The 13,625-nt window shown below is 39.0% G+C and carries 19 protein-coding genes; 10 read left to right on the top strand and 9 right to left on the bottom strand.

Features of this window, described 5'->3' with window-relative positions; translation table 11 throughout:
- The first annotated feature begins 372 nt into the window (after positions 1-372).
- A complete protein-coding gene (locus HZC31_07415) occupies positions 373-1,992 on the top strand; it encodes a TCP-1/cpn60 chaperonin family protein (GenBank protein ID MBI5003188.1) in 1,620 nt (539 codons plus the stop codon).
- Positions 1,993-2,297: 305 nt separating this feature from the next.
- On the opposite strand, the gene HZC31_07410 is transcribed toward HZC31_07415, so the two are convergent.
- Genes HZC31_07410 through HZC31_07400 form a run of 3 tightly spaced genes read right to left on the bottom strand, consistent with a single transcriptional unit; the run spans position 2,298 to position 3,748 of the window.
- Positions 2,298-2,954 carry a hypothetical protein gene (locus HZC31_07410; protein MBI5003187.1) on the bottom strand — a complete coding sequence of 219 codons (657 nt, stop codon included), beginning with the start codon at positions 2,952-2,954 and terminating at the stop codon, positions 2,298-2,300.
- Between the two features lie 48 nt (positions 2,955-3,002).
- Positions 3,003-3,257, bottom strand: coding sequence for a (2Fe-2S)-binding protein (locus tag HZC31_07405; GenBank protein MBI5003186.1), 255 nt, complete (start codon positions 3,255-3,257; stop codon positions 3,003-3,005).
- A gap of 23 nt (positions 3,258-3,280) precedes the next feature.
- Positions 3,281-3,748: a response regulator transcription factor gene (locus tag HZC31_07400; GenBank protein ID MBI5003185.1), complete on the bottom strand. Its 468-nt coding sequence runs from the start codon at positions 3,746-3,748 to the stop codon at positions 3,281-3,283.
- A gap of 109 nt (positions 3,749-3,857) precedes the next feature.
- Here HZC31_07400 and HZC31_07395 point away from each other — a divergent pair, with 109 nt between their 5' ends.
- The 3 genes from HZC31_07395 to HZC31_07385 all read left to right on the top strand — a co-directional run bounded on the left by HZC31_07395 (position 3,858) and on the right by HZC31_07385 (position 5,693).
- A complete protein-coding gene (locus HZC31_07395) occupies positions 3,858-4,079 on the top strand; it encodes an AbrB/MazE/SpoVT family DNA-binding domain-containing protein (GenBank protein ID MBI5003184.1) in 222 nt (73 codons plus the stop codon).
- Positions 4,072-4,452, top strand: a complete 381-nt coding sequence (locus HZC31_07390; protein ID MBI5003183.1) for a PIN domain-containing protein — start codon at positions 4,072-4,074, stop codon at positions 4,450-4,452. Before HZC31_07395 ends, HZC31_07390 begins: the two co-directional genes overlap by 8 nt.
- A gap of 551 nt (positions 4,453-5,003) precedes the next feature.
- Positions 5,004-5,693 (top strand): hypothetical protein, encoded by a 690-nt coding sequence (locus HZC31_07385; protein MBI5003182.1) that lies wholly within the window; start codon positions 5,004-5,006, stop codon positions 5,691-5,693.
- Positions 5,694-5,754: 61 nt separating this feature from the next.
- Here HZC31_07385 and HZC31_07380 read toward each other — a convergent pair whose 3' ends face one another.
- Positions 5,755-6,063, bottom strand: a complete 309-nt coding sequence (locus tag HZC31_07380) for a 30S ribosomal protein S10 (protein ID MBI5003181.1) — start codon at positions 6,061-6,063, stop codon at positions 5,755-5,757.
- 126 nt (positions 6,064-6,189) lie between these two features.
- A complete protein-coding gene (gene tuf / locus HZC31_07375) occupies positions 6,190-7,476 on the bottom strand; it encodes a translation elongation factor EF-1 subunit alpha (GenBank protein ID MBI5003180.1) in 1,287 nt (428 codons plus the stop codon).
- Between the two features lie 534 nt (positions 7,477-8,010).
- On the opposite strand from tuf, the gene HZC31_07370 reads away from it, so the two are divergent.
- The 4 genes from HZC31_07370 to HZC31_07355 all read left to right on the top strand — a co-directional run bounded on the left by HZC31_07370 (position 8,011) and on the right by HZC31_07355 (position 9,168).
- Complete coding sequence (locus tag HZC31_07370) at positions 8,011-8,193, top strand: hypothetical protein (protein MBI5003179.1); 183 nt, start codon at positions 8,011-8,013, stop codon at positions 8,191-8,193.
- An 80-nt stretch (positions 8,194-8,273) separates the two neighbouring features.
- Positions 8,274-8,573 carry a hypothetical protein gene (locus HZC31_07365; GenBank protein MBI5003178.1) on the top strand — a complete coding sequence of 100 codons (300 nt, stop codon included), beginning with the start codon at positions 8,274-8,276 and terminating at the stop codon, positions 8,571-8,573.
- A complete protein-coding gene (locus HZC31_07360) occupies positions 8,570-8,800 on the top strand; it encodes a DUF2283 domain-containing protein (GenBank protein ID MBI5003177.1) in 231 nt (76 codons plus the stop codon). Before HZC31_07365 ends, HZC31_07360 begins: the two co-directional genes overlap by 4 nt.
- Positions 8,797-9,168 (top strand): hypothetical protein, encoded by a 372-nt coding sequence (locus tag HZC31_07355; protein ID MBI5003176.1) that lies wholly within the window; start codon positions 8,797-8,799, stop codon positions 9,166-9,168. Before HZC31_07360 ends, HZC31_07355 begins: the two co-directional genes overlap by 4 nt.
- A gap of 15 nt (positions 9,169-9,183) precedes the next feature.
- Here the strand turns inward: HZC31_07355 and HZC31_07350 are convergent, their stop codons facing one another.
- The 4 genes from HZC31_07350 to HZC31_07335 form a co-directional block, all read right to left on the bottom strand.
- Positions 9,184-9,588 carry a type II toxin-antitoxin system VapC family toxin gene (locus tag HZC31_07350; GenBank protein MBI5003175.1) on the bottom strand — a complete coding sequence of 135 codons (405 nt, stop codon included), beginning with the start codon at positions 9,586-9,588 and terminating at the stop codon, positions 9,184-9,186.
- A gap of 8 nt (positions 9,589-9,596) precedes the next feature.
- Positions 9,597-9,824, bottom strand: a complete 228-nt coding sequence (locus HZC31_07345; GenBank protein ID MBI5003174.1) for a hypothetical protein — start codon at positions 9,822-9,824, stop codon at positions 9,597-9,599.
- A gap of 41 nt (positions 9,825-9,865) precedes the next feature.
- Positions 9,866-10,942: an ATP-binding protein gene (locus tag HZC31_07340; GenBank protein ID MBI5003173.1), complete on the bottom strand. Its 1,077-nt coding sequence runs from the start codon at positions 10,940-10,942 to the stop codon at positions 9,866-9,868.
- 186 nt (positions 10,943-11,128) lie between these two features.
- Positions 11,129-11,692, bottom strand: a complete 564-nt coding sequence (locus tag HZC31_07335; protein MBI5003172.1) for a hypothetical protein — start codon at positions 11,690-11,692, stop codon at positions 11,129-11,131.
- Positions 11,693-11,912: 220 nt separating this feature from the next.
- On the opposite strand from HZC31_07335, the gene HZC31_07330 reads away from it, so the two are divergent.
- Positions 11,913-12,938, top strand: coding sequence for a deoxyhypusine synthase (locus HZC31_07330; GenBank protein MBI5003171.1), 1,026 nt, complete (start codon positions 11,913-11,915; stop codon positions 12,936-12,938).
- Between the two features lie 18 nt (positions 12,939-12,956).
- Positions 12,957-13,544: a hypothetical protein gene (locus HZC31_07325; GenBank protein ID MBI5003170.1), complete on the top strand. Its 588-nt coding sequence runs from the start codon at positions 12,957-12,959 to the stop codon at positions 13,542-13,544.
- Positions 13,545-13,625 lie beyond the last annotated feature (81 nt).

Raw genomic sequence — 13,625 nt, 5'->3', positions numbered from 1 at the left:
TTTGTTAATCCACATCAACAACTCAAAGGGAAAACTCCTGCTGAAGCAGCAGAGATTGATCTCCATTTAGGACAGAACAAGCTTCTTGATCTCATAAGATGGAGAGCAAAAATGCAGATGACGAAGAGATGACAATGTCTGGAGAACAGGCATAGGAGATAACAAAATTTTCATAAACCTCAAGTAGTAACAGAATTCTTGCACAACCTTTAAAAAAGAGCCATGCTTCCACAAAAGAAGAGAAAAGAATCGCTCAGCAGATCAAAAACACGCGCAAGCAAAGACCTGCTACACAATTCATCCTTTTATTAATTAGTGTAAAATAATATCAGAAAATAACAAAAAACAAGCGAACGAAACGAGGCAACAACAATGACACAACAGCAAGTACAACCAATCTATATTCTTCCAGAAGGATCACAGCGAACAACAGGAAAAACCGCGCAGCAGAATAATATCATGGCTGGAAAACTTGTCGCGGAAACCATCCGCACAACACTCGGTCCAAAAGGAATGGACAAAATGTTAGTAGATTCGTTAGGCGACATCATCGTCACCAACGATGGAGTTACGATTCTAAGAGAAATGCAAATTGAACATCCTGCGGCGAAAATGATTGTCGAGATCGCGAAAACACAGGAAACAGAAGTCGGCGATGGAACAACAACAGCAGTGATTATCGCAGGAGAACTCCTCAAAAAAGCAGAAGCGCTTCTCGAAAAAGAAATCCATCCTACAATGATTACAAAAGGGTACAGACTTGCGGCGCAAAAAGCGCAGGAAATACTCCACAATATCGCGGAAACAGTGCAGCCAAATGACAAAGAAGAATTAACAAAGATCGCGACAACTGCGATGACAGGAAAAGGCGCGGAATCCTCTAAAGATCATCTTGCGGCGTTAACAGTCGAAGCGATTGGAGCAGTCGCGGAACAGCAACCAAACAAAATGGTCATTGATTTGAACAATGTAAAAATCCAAAAACGAACAGGCGCTGCAATCGAAGATTCTCGACTCATAAAAGGAATTGTCCTTGACAAAGAACGCGTGCATAACAGCATGCCTAAACTCGTCAAAAGCGCAAAAATCGTGTTAATTGATTGCGCGATTGAAATCAAAAGCACAGAAACTGACGCAAAAATTCAAATTAATGATCCAATGCAAATGCAGGCATTTCTCGACCAAGAAGAACGAATGCTCAAGAAAATGGTGGACAAGATCGCGGAAGTTGGAGCAAATGTTGTTGTTTGCCAGAAAGGCATTGATGACCTTGCGCAGCATTTCCTTGCGAAGAAAGGAATTTTCGCAGTGCGCAGAGTAAAAAAATCTGATATGGACGCGTTGAGCAGAGCAACAGACGCAAAAACTGTTTCCAATATCGAAGACTTAAACGCAACGGATTTAGGCACAGCAGATGTCGAAGAACAGAATGTCGGCAATGAAAACATGACGTTTATTGAAAACTGTAAAAATCCAAAAGCGGTAACCTTATTGATCCGTGGAAGTACAGAGCATGTGATTGATGAAGTCAAGCGCGCGGTAGAAGACGCGCTTGGGGTAGTCGCCGCGACAGTTCGTTCTGGCAAAGTCGTTGCTGGCGCAGGAGCTCCTGAAATAGAGCTTGCGAAAGAATTACGAAAGTTTTCAGAATCATTACGAGGAAGAGAACAGCTTGCAGTATTGGCGTTTGCGGAAGCAATGGAAGTGATTCCACGAACACTCGCGGAAAACGCAGGTCTTGATCCTATTGACGTGATCGCGGAATTAAAAGCAGAGCATGACAAAGGAAGCAAGTGGGCAGGTATTGATGTGTTCTCAGGAAAAGTCATGAATGCTCTTGAAGCGAATGTCATTGAACCATTGCAGGTCAAAACACAGGCAATAAGTTCCGCAGCGGAAGTCGCGATTATGATTTTGCGCATTGATGATGTGATTGCGGCAGGCAAGAGAGCACCTGAAGCGCCACATGATCATGGAATGCCGGAAATGTAATTTTGCTATTTTATTTTTCTCTTATTGTTCTTTTTCAAATACAGCATTTTCCCATATAGTTCTCCACACACAATCGCTCAATTTACTTTACTGTCAGGGGGACCCAATTTACCAAAGTAAAAATAATCCCAACGGAAAAGCCCATGCCTTTAGGCATGGGATAACCATTGGGATTATTAAACATGTGAACTTTCGGCTTCATCCCCGCACTAAAGTGCGGGGCTTTCGCCGAGTTCCCATGTAAATTGGGGTTATTATGAAAAGAAAATGTAAAAGAATAAATGAAAAAGAATAAACAAAAGAAATCAAAGTCCTTTCGGATCCTTATGAGGAACATAAATCCCTGTGTAATCCATATCAATGAGAACTCGCGATATCCTTTCTGCCACTTCATTATTGGATCTATGTCTTGCTGATGAATTATAGAGTACACCATCTTCAAGATCAAGAATAACACTCAGCACTTGAGATCCCCAAGGCATTGGCTCAAGAGCAGCAAGTTCAACAACTTCAAAAGGATCTAAATAATGAAGTGTCTCAAAAAGAGGGAGAAGTATATGTTCTGAAATACCTTTGCAACCACCAACAATTCGCACATGATAAGGTCCAGGACTATTAAATCTCTTGAAATCATGAGCAAGTTTTAGAAGAAAATATGGTTCCATATCATCAGGATGCGGTTTAACTCCCCTATCATTATCCAAATGCGCAATACAGCCAACTTTTGTTCGCGGATCATAGACAGTAAAACCTATACAGACACTAAGACCAAGCGTTTCAAGATAGCGCTTACGTGGAGAATCATCGCCGCGAGAAAAAGAATACATCCGTTGTTCAACAGAGACCAGTTCATCATCCGAAGGAAGAGGACGAAGCATTGTTCTTGGAACCTGAACGCGAGGAGTATAACGTGCAATGTATTCTTGGACTTTATCTGCAAGTTCTGTTGTTACTACTTCCATAAGGTAAAGAGAAGAAGAAATGTTTATAAAAGTTGCTCAGAAAATGAATCAAACCCTAATTTTCACAGTCCCTTTCTTAATCTCTGCTTGACAGCATAAGCGAAATGGTCCTGTTGCGCCCATTGCTTCTTCGCGTTCGTTTGGCGCAGAAAGATTTTCAATTCCTTCCACAATTTCTGTTTGACATGTTCCGCACATCCCATGACGGCAACCAAACATCACACCCAGTTCATCAGCGGCAAGCTGAATAGGAGAACCGTCTGGAACTTCGATTTCTTTAGTTTCTGATTTGAGTATTGCCATGAGAGTATATACATTCATTTTGTTTAAATGTTTTTTCTTCGAACATAATGAAATCCGCCGCCAAACTGCAGTAATTTTCCCTGTGGAGGAATATCATCTTCTTTAATTCTTTCAACGAGAATTTTCACCCGTTTCATGAAATACTCTTGTTCAAGCGGTTTAGTCAAATACTCATCAGCGCCAGCGTCGATCGCTGGCTGCAAATCAGAGAGCTGATGTTTTGCGGTCAAAACCATGATAGGAATATGTTTTGTGACAATGCTACTTTTCAATTCTTTGCAAAAGGCGTAGCCATCAAAGTTCGGCATCATAATATCAAGAATGATGAGATCAACCGATTCGTGAAGAACAGTGCGCGCTTCTACCGCAGATTCAGCTTTAATGACATCATAATCATCTTCGAGCATGGTTTCTAAAAATTCACGAAGAGGATATTGATCATCAATGATAAGAACTTTTTTCTTGGGTGCTGTAGCTGCTTCAGTGGTCATAACAGATGGAAAGCAGAATAAGTATATATGATTTTAGGTGGAAATGGTGAAGAAAGAGGGAAACTTTTAAATATAACATAATATATAATTAGATTTAATAGGTGATTATATGACTGAAACAATACAATATGCAAGAAAAGTTGGTGGTTCATTGATGGTGAGAATTCCTAAAGAAATAGCTGACTTTGAAAATATTCATTCAGGAGAGATGGTACGTGTTGAAATAAAAAAAGTACCTCTAGATTGTTTTGGAATGTTCCCTTCTCTTGGTTCATTCAAGAAAGAAGATAAGATAGATATAAAGTGGAATAAGTTTGAGCACCATGGATAAGCTTGTTGTTGATTCTTCGGCTTGGATTGAATATTTTAAAGGAGGCACAAAGGGGAATACAGTAAAGAAGTATGTTGACACTCATATCCTTTTTACTTCTGGATTTTGTATAGGAGAAATAACAGCAACCTTTTTACGCTATGATATGCCTTTAGATGTTGCATTATCCTTCCTTAAGGTAAAAGGAACAGTAGTTCTCATAGATTTTTCAATTGCGGAAAATGCCGGAAGATTATATCATGAGCTTAGGAAGAAAAATGGAAAGATTTCTTTATCAGATGCAGTTACTCTTGCAATTGCAAAAAAGATTGGAGCGAAAATTCTTACATTTGACAATGATTTCCGTGGAATTCCTGAAGCGATTGTGCTTTAGGGAAAATTTTAAACAATAACACATTAAAACAGAATGCCATTTCTCTCTCTGATGGAAGTACCTGTTCATCCATCAAGAAGAGAAAGCGTCTCTCTGGAGTTCCTTCTTGCGAGAGACATCACGCCTTTACTTTCCCGGTCAAAACCAGATCTTCCTTATGCAAAAGCAACTTCAGAGAATCCACTTGTTGCGCCTTCACCAAGCACGGGAATGCTTATTCCAGAAGAACTTCTTCCTGAAGATATCGACATTGGCATAATGGGTATGACTATTGATCCAAACACAGGACACGTTTGGTGGAGCAATAATCATACAAGCCGCTATATTCATGAGTTGGACTCGCTTTTTCAACAAGTACATGCGCACGAGCCAAGAAAACCTGAATCTGATCCTTTGTTTAAAGCATTCTCTAGAGATGAATATACTTCTGTTTCAGATAATTTCAGGGACATCTTTTTTGTGAGAGAGGGAACGCAGTATACTGGAATGATTCTTGATACAAGCGGGGGGGTTCGCATTATCGAACAACAGGAGCACTTCACCTCTTTGATATGCCTGGCTTTCAATACAAACGAACAATATCCTTACGCACTTCTCCTGAGTATGTTGTTCCTTACAAAGATTTGCTTTTGCTTTGTGATTCAGATTCTTTTAGCAAGAAAGGAACCACAGTAACAATATATGATCCAAAAACAGAAACAGAAATAAAGGGGTTTCATCTGGAAAGAATAGGATCTCTTTTTTGCGCAGATGGAAAACTCCAGGCAATTAGTCAGGAATCATTTGAGTATGGCAACAAAGAAAAAACAAAATATGCTCTGGTCACACTCAATAATGATGGAACTGTTCAAGAGAGAAAACCATTCGGAACAACAAATTTCTCATCCGGAGTGGGATATCTTAATCAACGATTACTGCGCCATCCTTCGGGAATTCTTTTTTTCCAAGGGTATGGAAAAGTGCCTGCTGATGATTATATGGATACCACGCTTGAGGTCTTTAGTCCAAATGGTGAATATGTTTGTTCAACACACATTCCATTTTACATGCAAACTGCCTGTTTTGATGCAGAAGGAAATCTTGCGGCACTTGCAACTGTTTCTGATGAAAAAAGAAGAATGCGCATCCTTGGCGTCAAATATGCAGTTCACTATGATCCTGCGATACTCGAAGCGAAGAAAGCAGAAGAACCACAACCAAAAGCAACTTGGGTTGAAAGAATTAAATCATTGATGAGATAATTATTTTTTCTGATATTGTACTCGAAATAATTTCAGTCAGCATCAAAAATCACCAAGAAATTTATTCAACCATTTCAATTTCAATCTGTAATCCTTCTGGGATTGGAACACGCATAACTAATCGCAATGCTCGTTCATCAACGCCAAGATCGATTAATCGTTTGTGGATACGCATTTCATAACGTTCCCAAGAAGCTTTTCCTTCACCATCAGGACTTTTTCGAGTAGTAACCTTCAAATTTTTTGTTGGCAATGGAATAGGACCGCGCATTTGGACACCGGTCTTATCCGCGATTTCGTGGATGTTTCGGCAAATTTCATTGATCTTATCAATGTCTGTCGATGCCAACTTGATTCGTGCTTTTTGCATGGTTTGTGTTCCCCATTTCTGAATGTGTTATTCAAAATGGATTGTGAGGTTATATAAAAAGGTAATCATTTTGCTCCGACGAGCAAAACAATCATTAAATAAAAATAAAAAAATAATGTAGATAATCTACATTGGTTTTGGTACGAGATCAATGCACATACCTGCCGCGACTGTCGCGCCGCTGTCGCGGATAGCGAATCGTGCAAGTTGTGGAATCTCTTTTTGTTTTTCAATGCACAATGGTTGGATTGGCTTGATTTTAACAATAGCCGCGTCGCCGTTTTTGATAAAGTCTGGTTTTTCTTGTAAGACTTCTCCTGTCGCTGGGTTGAGTTTTTTGACAATCTCAACAACCTGACAAGCAACTTGCGCGGTGTGGATGTGGAATACCGGTGTATATCCTACGGTGATAACAGTTGGGTGATTCAACACAACAATCTGCGCGGTGAATTCGCTTGCGACAGTTGGAAAGCTTTCAGCTGGACCAATAACGTCTCCTCGTGCGATATCTTTCTTAGTGAAACCGCGAACGCTGATTCCTACGTTGTCTCCTGGTTCTGCTGTCTGCTGTTGTTCGTGGTGCATTTCGATTGTTTTAACTTCACCGTGAACAGCTTTTCCTTCTCGTCCTGGAACCGCGACAACTTTCTGGTTGATTTTCATGATACCGCATTCGATTCGTCCTACTGGAACAACGCCGATTCCTGTGATGTTATAAACATCCTGGATTGGCATACGAAGTGGTAAGTTTGTTGGTCGGTCTGGAGCGCTCAAGTTGTTGATTGCTTCAAGGAGTGTTGGTCCTGTGTACCAAGCCATCTTATCGGATTTCTTGACAACGTTTTCTCCATGCAGAGAAGCCATTGGAACAAAAGTAATTTTGTCAACTTTGAAACCAACAGATCGCAATAAATTAGAAACGTCTTCTTTGACTTTTTCGAATTTTGCTTTGTCGTGACCAACAAGATCCATTTTGTTGATACCGATGATCATTTGACCTACGCCAAGTGTTCTCGATAAGAAAACGTGTTCCTTTGTTTGTGCCATAACGCTGTCTGTCGCGCCAACAACGAGAACTGCTGCGTCAGCTTGTGCTGCGCCTGTAATCATGTTTTTGATAAAGTCCTTGTGTCCAGGTGCGTCGATAATGGTAAAGTCATATTTGTCTGTAGTGAACTTTTTGTGAGAAAGGTCAATAGTAACCCCTCGTTCTTGTTCTTCTTTAAGATTGTCCATGACGAAAGCGAATTCGAAACCTGCTTTTCCAAGTTCTTGTGCTTTGTCTTTTAATTTTTTCATTGCTTGTTCGTCAACGTTTCCGGAATCGTACAAAAGTCGTCCAACTGTTGTGGATTTGCCGTGGTCAACGTGGCCGATGAACACGATGTTCATGTGTGTTTTTTTTGCTGCCATTTTCTATTTCCTCCTCGAAGTTTCTGTTTTGAGTATTGATAATTGCGTTATCAAACTAAATCCAACGCAATTATTAATTCCATAAATTCCGTTCGTTGGATAATAATTAACGGAATTTATGATATATTGAGTAGAAGACTACTCTGTAAAGAGTGTATTCATCTCTTCATAAGCTTAAAATTACAGCTTGTTTAAAAAGGTTTCTGAAAAAAAGTGCGCAAAGGAGCCTTATTTATTCACTACTTTTCCAGAGATAGTAAGTATTAAATAGATTAAGTATCTGAAAAATAACAAACGCTGACTCGGACTGTTCGGTTGTCCTGAAAAGGATGTTATCGGAGAGCCCACTGTCAAGTGCACACTATAAATATGGTGACTGGACTATAACTCACCATACGAAACCTACACTTGTCAAGCGAACTCTAGAAGCGAAAAAGATAACCTCTAAAACAAACTCGAATAGGTTAAGAATTGTTTCAGGAATTGTTTGAGGCACTTTTTCACCGAGTCCAGAAAGTCAGCGTTCCTACTCACATGGCAAAGAAAAAAACAAGTAAAAAAAGTGTCAAGAAAAAAGTTGTAAAGAAGATTTCTAAACAAAATAAACATAAAGGCGGCAGAAGTCCAAGCAAGCATGATAAGCGTTCTAAAGTTCTGAAATTGATCAAGCTTGCGAAGATGAAAGCGAGATTAAAAAAGAAAGGGAAGAAAAGATAGGTTTCTGAAAGAAATAAAGTATACATTTTGTAAACGCTTCTTGTGCTGGTTTTAAAAAGGGGAAATACAAAAAGGCATGGATGGAAATAATTTTTGAGATTGAAGAAAAGTTTGGAAGAATCATCTATCTCTCTAAAGAAAGATGGAACCATATATTAGTTGAGCATCCAGAAATAGCAAACAAAATAGAATTGATAAAAGAAGCGCTGCAGAATCCAGTAGCAATAAGAGAAAGTGCATATGATGAACAAGTACGGTGGTACTATACTTATGACAAAAAGAGAACATCTCCTGCAAAGTTCCTTTTTGTGTCAGTAAAGTATTTAAACGGTAAAGGCTTTATAATCACAGTATTTTATACGAGGAAAATCAGAAAATGAAAACAAACATGCACATTCATTATGATAACGAAGGGGATTATTTAGAGATACGAGTAGGAAAACCTAAAGAAGGCTATTTTAATGAAGTTGGAAACGATATGTTTGAGAGAATTGATGAAAAGACAGGAAAAGTGATTGGATTAGCAATCTTTAATTTCAAAAAAAGAACAAAAAAATTCAAAGACATTGATGTGAGTTTACCGTTTAAGGTGGAAATGAAGTCGTGAGTATTCTTATGAAAATAACCATCAAAAGCAGACAAGAAGTATTAAACGAGTTTGCAGAAACATATGAAAAACTACGAAAGGGAGAGAATGTAAAAAAGCGTGAAGAACTTTCTTTTAACAGTATAGAAACGCTTCGTAGTTTTCTCACTGAAAAGCGCATGGAGCTTCTCAAGATTATTAAACACAAAAATCCAAACTCCATTTATGAGCTTGCTCAATTAGCAAAAAGGGATTTGAAAAGTGTGAACACCGATGTCAAAGTACTGTCTAATTTAGGATTGCTTTTTCTTGAAGAAATAAATGAAGGACGCAAAAAAATGAAACCAATAGTGGAATTTGATACGTTGAATGTGGAGATTGTGGTTTAGATTAGGATTAGAATACTAACATCCAATAACTTCAATATCTTTTCTCTGCAAAAATCCTTTATCAAAAGTAATTATTTTCTTTATTCCATACACTTTCATGAATGCAAGACTTGTACAGTCGGTAAAACTCAAAGAATCTGTTGTCTGGAATAATTGCCATGCCTCTTGAAAAATATGCCTATCCGTGAAAATAAGGGAAATCTGAGAATGAAGAATGTACGAACCTGTTTCAGATGCAATTCTTTTTCCTGCTTTTCTTAAACAAACACCAAGTACTTCATCAAAAATATAATCCGAAGAATAAATAATCTCTTGTTTTTCTGAAAAAATGTCCTGCAACATTTTTTTTGCTTTGAGATGGTGAACATCAGACTCATTCACAAAAGAACAAAAAACACTTGCATCAATAAAAACACTCATAGGTTCACTCATCCATAAAGAATTTCATCTATTTGCTCACTTGTTCTTTCAGTCCCTTTCCCCCAACTTGTTGGTTTGAGAGTTAAAAAATCTAATTTTGGCTTTTTCTGTTTTTTTTCTATCCAATGCTTCATTGCAAGCGTGAGCACTTTGCCTACTTGCATTTTTTCCCGAACAGCTTCTGCCCGAAAATCACGAAAAATCTTTTCATCAACATTCTTTATGCTTACTTGCATATTCTCACCAAAGTAGTACAAGTATTACTTGTATTTAAATTTTATGTGGAAACGGCTGCTACACCAACCAACTCCTCATACCCTTCCTGTTCATTTCGTTCTGTAATGATTTTATTCGCTTTCGAGTACCATTGTTTCAGCCGCGGTTTAACTTGATCAATGCCGAACAACAAATCAGCAAGCGTCAGATCCTGCAAATATTTTGTTGCAAAATAGCGTTGCATTGCCTGATCGATTGCGATGTTGACAATCGCGGTAATATCTGCGCCACTGTATCCATCGGTGAGCGCGGCTAATTTTTCAAAAACAACATCAGAAGAAACAGGCTTATCTTTCAACGCGAGAGAAAAGATTTGTTTTCTGCTTTCAAGATCTGGATGCGGAACTAAAACAGTCTGTCCAAATCGTCCTTCTCGTTTTAACGCGAGATCAATACTCCACGGTTCGTTTGTCGCGGCGATAAGTAAGATTTGATCATTTTTTGTTCCTACACCGTTCATTTCAGTAAGCAATTGCGCGACAGCGCTTTTTTGATATTCTCCTGCTGTTGTTCGCTCTCCGCCAAGTAATTCAAATTCGTCAAAGAAAATAATGCTCGGCTGATACTTTCGAGCTTCTGCGAAAAGATTCGCGATATTTTTCTCTGTTTCACCAACGTATTTCCCTTTGAGATCACTGGACTTCACGTGAAAGAATGCGACGTTTGCTTCACCGGCAGCAGCTTCTGCGATGAGACTCTTTCCGCATCCTGGTGGTCCATACAATAAAATGCCGCCGCCAATTTTTTTGCCATAATGCTGATAGATAAAAGGATGTTTCAGCGGACGAATTATTTTGCTGGTGATTGCTTCTTTGAGTTTTTCCAAACCACCAACATCTTTGAAAGAAAGTTTTGGTTTTTTTGCGGCAGAGGATTGCGTTTGTTCAATAATTGGAATCTCCTGCGCTTTCAAATAGAGTTCTGTCGCTTTTTGCACAAAGAGTTTTTCGTTTTTTTTGTCGTTCTTTGATAATTGAAGATACAATTCTGCAGCGTCGAGATAGAGTGCTCGAGATTTTTGTTTATCAGGAATTGTTTTCGCTTGTTGTTCTAATTGTTGTGCTTGTTGTATGTTCATTTTTTCCTCAGTTTTTTATTCTTGTTTTTTGTTTCTTTTTTTCATTCATCAATCGCCACACTCCGCAATGAATCGCCTTACAGTCCACCTACAATTCCAGTATTTTTTTATTATGTTAAAAAAAAAATAATGAATAAATTGTGAAGCAGGTCTTTGCGAGTGCGTGTTAATTCTTAAGCACGTAAGCTATTGATACATCGCCAAATACTGCGGCTGTTGTGCAACTGTCTGCGATCGCGCGTTTCGAATCATCTGCTCCAAAAAGTCTCGCTGCACAGCGACAGCGTTTGGCGCGACAGTATCATCAATCGTCGAGCTTGGTCGCGCGACATCGCGAGGTTGCCGAAGTAATGGAGGAACATCTTGTTCAATTTCTCCATTATTTCTACTATTACTCTCATCAATACTTCTATCATTCCCACGATAATTCTCAAAAGCAGGTCGTGCATTCTTCCTAACACTTTTCTGCGAAACACTTTGCGGAACATACGAGCCAGCGCTTTTGTACGCGCCATTATAGTTCATGTCTGCGGCGTACGCAGCAAGCCCAATTGGATTGGAGAGTGCGCTATATTGCACGGCAGATTGTCCTGCTCCATTATACGCGCCTGTACTCTGTCCGTTATATGCGCCTAATGTTGCGTAACTACTTCCTCCGCCATAGCTCGAACTACCGAAGACTGGATATGAACCTCCTTTTCCCATAGGATAATCATGCGGACAAATACCGCCATCCAAATGACATGCCATTTTTTTTTCGAACTGGAACGCTTCAAAGTTCACACTATGCTATCTTTGTCATAGTAAAAGATACAAAGACAAACAAAGATTTAAAGAAATGGGAGAAAAAGAAACAGAAGATGAGACTATTTTATCATAACATCTAAAGAACAAGAAAAGTAAACCTTCACCCCTTTCTCGTAACAACCATAACAAATTTTATAAATCAATCTCCACTCCAAAGAAGTCTATGCCAGAAGCGCCAAAAGAATACAAAGATCAGAAAATCTACAATGTAGCTCCTGCTCCTGATGTAGATCATTTGCCTAAAGTCAGAGGGTATGATTTTGAAAAGCCATTCAATATCAACGAATTCCTGAAGAGTTACGGCACAACAGGATTTCAGGCAGCGCATCTTGGAAGAGCGATGGACATTATCGAAGAAATGCGCAAAGAAAACGCGACTATTTTTCTCGGCTACACCAGCAACATGGTCACCTCTGGAATCAGAGAAGTCATTAAATTTCTCGTCAAGCACAAGATGGTACACGTCTTGGTCACGACAGCAGGTGGCATTGAAGAAGATATGATCAAGTGCCTCAAACCATTCGCAGTGGGCATTTTCAATGTCAGCGGCAGAAGCATGTATGAAAAAGGTATCAACAGAACAGGAAATATTTTTATTCCAAATGACCGCTACTTGTATTTTGAAAAATTTATCAATCCATTTTTAGACAGACTCTACAAAGAACAGAAAGAAAAAAATGTTACCCACACGACAAGCGATATTTGCAGAGAGCTTGGAAAGGAAATCGCAAGCGAACAAAATCATGAAGACTCTATTTTATATTGGGCAGCGAAAAACAATATTCCTGTATTTTGCCCGGCGATAACAGACGGATCGTTTGGCGACCTTGTCTATTTCATGAAGCAGCGACATCCGGATTTCAAGATTGAAATTTCAGGAGACACAAAAAAGATTGTGGACATTGCGTTGAACGCGGAAAAATCAGGGACAATTATTTTGGGCGCAGGACTTGCGAAGCATTACATCCTCAACGCGAACATTTTCAGAGATGGCGCGGAGTATGCGGTCTACATTAATACAGCGGATGAGTTTGATGGATCAGATTCAGGCGCGATGACAGAAGAAGCGATTACCTGGGGAAAAATTAAAGCAAACGCGCAACATGTCAAAGTACACGGAGATGCAACGATCATTTTCCCATTGTTAGTTGCCGGGACGTTTGGAAAAAAGGAAGAATTAAATAATTAAAAAACAGAATGATGAGAAATGGACCAAGAAGACATTAGTAATGCAGTAGGATGGTTGTTGAAATTTTATCCTATAGTAGCAATAGGAACAGAAATAGCAGTGTATCACCCTCGAGCTCTTGTCCCTTATGGAAAGCATGAAATAGCTGTTTACGAAAAACCTAATGCTGTTGCAAAAAGAAAAGAGAGGATTGAAAAAGCTTTACGATATGGAGTCCGATTTGATTATAAAGGAATGGAAGAGAGAGCTCAAAAACATCATGACCCAGAGGGAATAACAGCAACAATTAAAGATATGTATAAAGATTTAGAAACTGCTGTAGAAGAAGGAGAATATGAAGAAATAGAAGCAGGCGCAGAAGCGATCATTGGAATCGCAAGAAGTGCAATTAAATCAAATCCTCTTCTTAAAGAATCATTACAAGAAGTTATTGGAAAAGTAAAAGAAGGATATAAAATGTATGTGAAAAGGGCAGAAGGCGAAGAAGATGCCAGAAGGAAAGAAGGAGATATCCAAAGAGCTGATCATCTTATAGATTGTATGGGATACGCAGACGATAGAATAAATGAACTAAGAGCCTATCCCATTAGATTGACCTCCATGTAATTATTCCACATGCGAGATGCAATAATCCTATGTAAGCATCTGGTCTTTTAGACCAACGAATCAATAACCCTCTAAATCGGT

It is taken from the genome of Candidatus Woesearchaeota archaeon (genome assembly GCA_016214075.1).
Taxonomy (GTDB): domain Archaea; phylum Nanobdellota; class Nanobdellia; order Woesearchaeales; family DSVV01; genus JACRPI01.
This window is presented reverse-complemented; position numbering and strand designations above follow the sequence as displayed.

Excerpts from the sequence above, each read along its gene's own strand:
- HZC31_07415 (MBI5003188.1), top strand. The coding sequence starts at position 373 with ATGACACAACAGCAAGTACAACCAATCTATATTCTTCCAGAAGGATCA.
- HZC31_07410 (MBI5003187.1), bottom strand. The coding sequence starts at position 2,954 with ATGGAAGTAGTAACAACAGAACTTGCAGATAAAGTCCAAGAATACATT.
- HZC31_07405 (MBI5003186.1), bottom strand. The coding sequence starts at position 3,257 with ATGGCAATACTCAAATCAGAAACTAAAGAAATCGAAGTTCCAGACGGT.
- HZC31_07400 (MBI5003185.1), bottom strand. The coding sequence starts at position 3,748 with ATGACCACTGAAGCAGCTACAGCACCCAAGAAAAAAGTTCTTATCATT.
- HZC31_07395 (MBI5003184.1), top strand. The coding sequence starts at position 3,858 with ATGACTGAAACAATACAATATGCAAGAAAAGTTGGTGGTTCATTGATG.
- HZC31_07390 (MBI5003183.1), top strand. The coding sequence starts at position 4,072 with ATGGATAAGCTTGTTGTTGATTCTTCGGCTTGGATTGAATATTTTAAA.
- HZC31_07385 (MBI5003182.1), top strand. The coding sequence starts at position 5,004 with ATGCCTGGCTTTCAATACAAACGAACAATATCCTTACGCACTTCTCCT.
- HZC31_07380 (MBI5003181.1), bottom strand. The coding sequence starts at position 6,063 with ATGCAAAAAGCACGAATCAAGTTGGCATCGACAGACATTGATAAGATC.
- tuf (MBI5003180.1), bottom strand. The coding sequence starts at position 7,476 with ATGGCAGCAAAAAAAACACACATGAACATCGTGTTCATCGGCCACGTT.
- HZC31_07370 (MBI5003179.1), top strand. The coding sequence starts at position 8,011 with ATGGCAAAGAAAAAAACAAGTAAAAAAAGTGTCAAGAAAAAAGTTGTA.
- HZC31_07365 (MBI5003178.1), top strand. The coding sequence starts at position 8,274 with ATGGAAATAATTTTTGAGATTGAAGAAAAGTTTGGAAGAATCATCTAT.
- HZC31_07360 (MBI5003177.1), top strand. The coding sequence starts at position 8,570 with ATGAAAACAAACATGCACATTCATTATGATAACGAAGGGGATTATTTA.
- HZC31_07350 (MBI5003175.1), bottom strand. The coding sequence starts at position 9,588 with ATGAGTGTTTTTATTGATGCAAGTGTTTTTTGTTCTTTTGTGAATGAG.
- HZC31_07345 (MBI5003174.1), bottom strand. The coding sequence starts at position 9,824 with ATGCAAGTAAGCATAAAGAATGTTGATGAAAAGATTTTTCGTGATTTT.
- HZC31_07340 (MBI5003173.1), bottom strand. The coding sequence starts at position 10,942 with ATGAACATACAACAAGCACAACAATTAGAACAACAAGCGAAAACAATT.
- HZC31_07335 (MBI5003172.1), bottom strand. The coding sequence starts at position 11,692 with ATGGCATGTCATTTGGATGGCGGTATTTGTCCGCATGATTATCCTATG.
- HZC31_07330 (MBI5003171.1), top strand. The coding sequence starts at position 11,913 with ATGCCAGAAGCGCCAAAAGAATACAAAGATCAGAAAATCTACAATGTA.
- HZC31_07325 (MBI5003170.1), top strand. The coding sequence starts at position 12,957 with ATGGACCAAGAAGACATTAGTAATGCAGTAGGATGGTTGTTGAAATTT.